This window comes from Dellaglioa sp. CoH-57-MRSF-18 (genome assembly GCF_056781995.1).
In genome coordinates, this window is sequence record NZ_JBXAXX010000109.1 from 1 (window position 1) to 405 (window position 405).

General features: G+C 54.1%; 1 protein-coding gene. It reads left to right on the plus strand.

The features are described from left to right. Window positions 1-278 (plus strand): hypothetical protein (locus tag AC1RPG_RS08300; RefSeq protein WP_481762516.1); only part of this gene is annotated, 278 nt, incomplete at its 5' end. Window positions 279-405 lie beyond the last annotated feature (127 nt).

Here is a 405-nt window from a genome sequence, read left to right on the forward strand (position 1 = left end):
GGACTGCTGAGGACGAGGATAACGAGCGAGCGAACATGATTCGCGCCAATTATCTGCACGCGGCGCTTCCCGATCATCCGATGGCCCGGGCCTCGATTGCGAAGATCGTGGGCTGCGAAAAGGCTAACGAACAACTGGAGCGAGAGCGCGAGCGCCCGCCCCTGATGGACGAAATTCTCAACATCATCGACTCGAACTTCGCGATCTATACGGCTGGCGATGCAACGCGCTTGTCCGTGCACGCGAAGATTCGTGCGGCCTTCGAAAAGGTGGCATAAATGCAATACACTGTGCTAAATGCGGTAAATCGTGACAATCTGATTGAATTGGTAAACGAATTTATCAAGGTTGGTGGCTGGGAACCGTTGGGCGGTATAAGGTACAGCTCGAACGCCGGTTTCATTC